The organism is Bathymodiolus platifrons methanotrophic gill symbiont, from assembly GCF_002189065.1.
Classification (GTDB): Bacteria; Pseudomonadota; Gammaproteobacteria; order Methylococcales; family Methylomonadaceae; genus Methyloprofundus.
On sequence record NZ_BDMN01000207.1, the window covers coordinates 1 to 4686 of the forward strand.

Below are 4686 nucleotides of genomic sequence, written 5' to 3' on the forward strand. Positions count from 1 at the left end.
AAAAAAACAAGTGTTTAATTTACACCGTCATCAGCACCCATAATCATCTTCATTTTGCCCTGATTCTACGCAAATAGCGTTAATAAACGCTGTTAAAAAACTGAACCACTGAAATTGTTAATAAATCCCCTGTTAAAGAATGGCTTTAAAGATCAGGGTACGGACTACGGCAGATTTTAGAGGTAATATTTAGTTTCCATTTTGCCACCGCTTACCTCCGGCAATGAAAAAGGTTCTGTCGCAATAAGGTATAGGTATAAAAATAGTTTCTAACCAGTTTTTTTTAAAAAGGTTTACAATATTTTAAAGTGTAATATCACAATAGTGTAATTACATAATTACACTTGTTATTTTAAGTCTGGGTTAATACAGACTAATGATCTAAGTGGTTTGGTACATCCATTTTTTTATGCAAAATACGAACAACGGTAATAGAATCTTCATTGCTTAAATAAATAATCAAATGCTGCTTATGACCGTTAATTCTAATAGGTGGTGTAAATTCTCTTCTCTCATGAGAAAGTTTGGGGTTAGTCGCTAAGAACTGACACATTTCTTTTAAGCTCTGAAGGTATTGTTCTGCTTGATGTTTACCATGCGCTAGAAAACCATAGCGATAAATATCAATAAGATCTTTCTCAGCTTCTTTAGAAAAGAAATACTGACTCATAACGCATGAGACTTAAGACTCTTACGCGCTACCTCAATAATTTCATCAAATGACTTCTCACTTATTCCACTATCTAATCCTTTAGTAATGGCAGCCTGTAACGCCAATGTCTTATCGTTTTTGATTTGATCTTGTCGAATTAAATCACGAACATAATCACTGGTGTTTGCATAAACTCCAGTACTCACTTGAGATTGAACCCAGTTTTTCATTAGATCGGGAACCGAAATATTCATCGTAGCCATTTCATTACCTGCTTTAAAATAAGATAGTGCTATTTATGACATACTTTGGCAATCTTTGTTATGATTTTTTTAAAAATAACTAATTTGCAACTAAGCCTATTAAATGGTTCTGTCGCGTAACCCCCTTCCCCACGGCTTTCTCATAAAAAGATGCTAAAAACCATGATACAATCCAAGCCAAAATTATGGAAGAAAGATTTAGTTTATGGAAAATAAAAATCCTTTTAACGACAAAGAAATCGCTAGCTTTGTCGACATGCTAAACACTGAGCTACCCGATATCCGAGATAATAGGGGTAAGCGTCACTCACTAACCTCAGTCATTGCTGGAGTTGTATTGGCAACGTTGGTTGGTCGTCAAAAACTTTCCGAGATTCACCGCTTTATCAGTAATCGCATTGTTTGGTTAAGTGAACTGACTAAGACAAAATTAATTAAACCTATCTCTCGTGCTCATTTGCCACGATTACTTGATGGGCTGAACTGGATATCAGTGAATGAGCTAGTTGAACGCTGTTTTGGTGTAAAGATACAGCATGATGAAATTAAAAAATGGGTTGCTATTGATGGAAAAGCACTGCGTGGCACTTTGGATTCAGGCGATAAACAAAACATCATTTAAACTCATAACAGATTGATTTAAAATAATAATTAATGTATCTCTCTGAATTTTAGTCCAATTTTCACCCCTTTTTAAAGGTGAAAATGACTAAAGTCAGGTTAAATTAAAATATATCCATTTGATTTTAAAGTTAAAAAACACGCTGAGTAGTTACATAATATAATCCCAAAAAACTGGTTATGAACATTCGCCAAAAGGATTAAACTTTCTGCCGTGAGAAAAGCAAACATTGAGCACAAAAACCTCTGCGACAGAATCTTATTCCTTATCTGAACAAGATTCTGTATGACTAATTTGTTTCACCATACGGCACATTAGAAATTTACTAATGTGTTCTCATCCATTCACTTGCTAGATTCTGTGCCTTTTCTATTTGTGAGGCAGTCATTAACTTGGCAACACTATCTCTATTTTTATTCGCTTTTTTTACCCCACTAGACGCCGCAATATTAAAATATTTATGTGCCATCACGTAGTCTTGAGGGATACCTTGCCCATTTGCATACATCAATCCTAAGTTGTATTGTGCACTAGCATGTCCTTGTCTTGCTGCCTTGCTGAACCACTTAACGGCTTCTTTGTGGTTCTTAACGACACCGCGCTCCTTTCCATACTTAACTCCTAAGAACCGTTTTTAATAAATAATCCGGTTTTTCAGGCCGCAGAACTTGGTAAGATTCATGAAAATTTTGTATGATTTTTGGCGAAGGTATTGGAACTCAGGTTATAATAGAAACATGAAAAAACTAACTACTGGCGTCATTCTAGGCGTATTATCATTTAGCATACAAGCATCAGACCCTAAGACTCTTACTTACGGGGCTGGGGATGGATATGTATGGGCGCATAACTGCGAGAGCCTCGACGATAATACAACCATCTACATCCATGAATCTCTGAAATCATCTCAAGACTATATAAATAATGAGAAAGAAAACAAAAATGGTGATAATGAAAGATGTAAAGTCGTTGTTATAAAAAATATCGGTGTTGAAGAAACGGATCATTCGCATTCGGGGGTTGACTTTGCTGTAGAGAAGAAACATAAAGACCACACAAAGGATATCTTAGATTTTTTACTTCCATTTTTTTTATAAAACAGTGGGGGGACTATCAGCCCTCGCTAAGGTTATATCGCAAAAAATAAAATCACCCTATTACCTCCCCTGTCAGCCCCGGACGGGCTGATAGTCTCCAGAAGGCGCAGGGAAATTTGCCAATCCGAAGGACGCGGTTGGAGCATCTCCTATTCGCTGCGTAGGTGAACGCATTACAGCGACAGGAGCCCCGGCGCGCCTATATTTGTTTTTTTGCGACATAACCAAAAACAAATGGTTGTGTAAAAATCAACTATAACCTGTTTTTATGCGATAAATGGTAAAACACCATGCAGGAGAAAAATATTCTCAGTCCATCATTAAAATTATGATAATCTAGTATTGAAGCCAAGTATAATGCGGCATTTAGGAAAGTAATGGCTTGAAAAATAGAACCATTTTTAGTTGAACATGCGAGCCTTATTTTGCTGAAATTTAATCTTATGATCGTAGGTAATAGCGGGATTTTGTTTTTGGTGACAGAACTAGGAGATGACCTATGTCTTGTCTCAATTCAACAGGTGTACTGCTATCCGTTACTTTCATAGGTTATGCACTGAATTATACGAATTCAGGTAACTTAAATCTAAGTAAAAATTATGAATAAATTCACACTAACACTAACTTTAGTTTTTTTAAATATTAACCAAGTGCAAGCTAAAGCTTTAGGAGCTGGATTAACGGATAATAATAAAATTTCAGACGGAGATGAATTAAAGAGATCTGATTGGAATACTTATATTAGTTCTAAGAGGGGTGATGAACTTACATTTAGAATTCATGAAAATATCCACAAACGATTCGTAGATGTTGAAGAAAAAAATCGTGATCTTCAAAAGAGAATTCTGTATTTAGAAGAGATGCTAATGCCAGAAGAAACTGACAGCAAAGCCACTTTGACTTTATTAAGATGTGCAGGAACTCAAGAAATCCAATGGGATCATTGTACTTATAGGGTCGGAGGAGCAGGCCCGAAAGGGGGTATTGTATTCCGAGTGGATGCTGATGGTTATCATGGCCTTGAAGTTACATCAACGGATATTGCTATAACTAAGTTTGGGTGCACAGGCGTAGACTTAGGTAATAATATTAAGGATTATATAGGCGCAGGCCTTTCTAATACTGACATTATTCATGATATGAATTGTCCTGACCTTATGAATGCCGTTGATGTTGCTAAAGCACACAAGGTATATGGAAATGAAAATTGGTTTCTTCCTTCTCAAGCTGAATTAAACTTAGTCTATCATTCCTTACATGCAGACGGAAATGGTACTGGAAACTTCACGGATGTTCACTATTGGACTTCTTCCTTAGATATTACTGACAACAGCAATAATCACGCTTATGCCGTATATTTTGGTGATGGAAAAACTGCAAATAAACATCGAGATAGCACGTACGCAGTAAGATTAATCAGAAAATTCTAAAAAATCAGCGTTATATTTTTATGGTAGAGCTAACTATTTTAAAGTGGTTAGCTTTATTAAAAATTAAACCACGTCCTTAGAACGTGGAGTTGGGCGAAAGGCTCCGCCTGAAGACATTTGAGGTCTACTCATGCATCCTAGAAATGTTGTCGCCACAACAAAAAGATGGTTCTGTCGCAATAATTATCAAAAGCGCAGACCTCCTGGTCTTCAGGCATAACTATCCTGCTAAAGCCATAATGTGTTTCAAAAGATTGCCGACTTTATTGAGAAATTTAAAGGCGTGGGTGGAAAGGTTTAATACAGGTATTGTAATGTGGTAACGCAAAGTAATAGCGTCACTCACATGATTAAATAATTTCTGTATTGCAGATACAGGGTATCTACGTCCTATGCTAGATGATACCCTTCATTGTGACACACAATACATCACTTAAATAACTTTGAGAACACCCCTCTAATAACTGGTTTATCTGATGATGTTTCGCTTTGTATCGTATCAATTTTATGTTCAAGTAATGCCATTAATCGAATTTCACGAGCTAGGGAATCTTCTCTAGCTTGTTTTATATCCTCCCTAAGCCCATCGACCTGTTTCTCAAGCCATTCTATATGAGATCTC

General features: G+C 36.3%; 6 protein-coding genes and 1 pseudogene. 3 read left to right on the top strand and 4 right to left on the bottom strand.

The features are described 5' to 3' along the window. Nucleotides 1–373: 373 nt before the first annotated feature. Nucleotides 374–670 carry a type II toxin-antitoxin system RelE/ParE family toxin gene (locus tag CDZ78_RS12260; RefSeq protein ID WP_087870274.1) on the bottom strand — a complete coding sequence of 99 codons (297 nt, stop codon included), beginning with the start codon at nt 668–670 and terminating at the stop codon, nt 374–376. Continuing rightward, entirely contained in the window at nt 667–915 is a 249-nt protein-coding gene (locus tag CDZ78_RS12265; protein WP_087870275.1) for a type II toxin-antitoxin system ParD family antitoxin, read from the bottom strand. The genes CDZ78_RS12260 and CDZ78_RS12265 overlap by 4 nt, the downstream gene beginning before the upstream one ends. Before the next feature lie 205 nt (nt 916–1120). On the opposite strand from CDZ78_RS12265, the gene CDZ78_RS12270 reads away from it, so the two are divergent. Further along, nucleotides 1121–1537: a transposase family protein gene (locus CDZ78_RS12270; protein WP_087870276.1), complete on the top strand. Its 417-nt coding sequence runs from the start codon at nt 1121–1123 to the stop codon at nt 1535–1537. Between the two features lie 325 nt (nt 1538–1862). Here CDZ78_RS12270 and CDZ78_RS12275 read toward each other — a convergent pair. Then, nucleotides 1863–2150 (bottom strand): annotated as a pseudogene (locus CDZ78_RS12275) (tetratricopeptide repeat protein); the annotation flags it as partial. A 124-nt stretch (nt 2151–2274) separates the two neighbouring features. On the opposite strand from CDZ78_RS12275, the gene CDZ78_RS12285 reads away from it, so the two are divergent. Continuing rightward, a complete protein-coding gene (locus CDZ78_RS12285; RefSeq protein WP_140414035.1) occupies nt 2275–2634 on the top strand; it encodes a hypothetical protein in 360 nt (119 codons plus the stop codon). Between the two features lie 599 nt (nt 2635–3233). Beyond that, nucleotides 3234–4064 (top strand): Lcl domain-containing protein, encoded by an 831-nt coding sequence (locus CDZ78_RS12290; RefSeq protein ID WP_087870279.1) that lies wholly within the window; start codon nt 3234–3236, stop codon nt 4062–4064. 429 nt (nt 4065–4493) lie between these two features. Here CDZ78_RS12290 and CDZ78_RS22010 read toward each other — a convergent pair. Beyond that, nucleotides 4494–4686 (bottom strand): hypothetical protein (locus CDZ78_RS22010; RefSeq protein WP_167374283.1); only part of this gene is annotated, 193 nt, incomplete at its 5' end.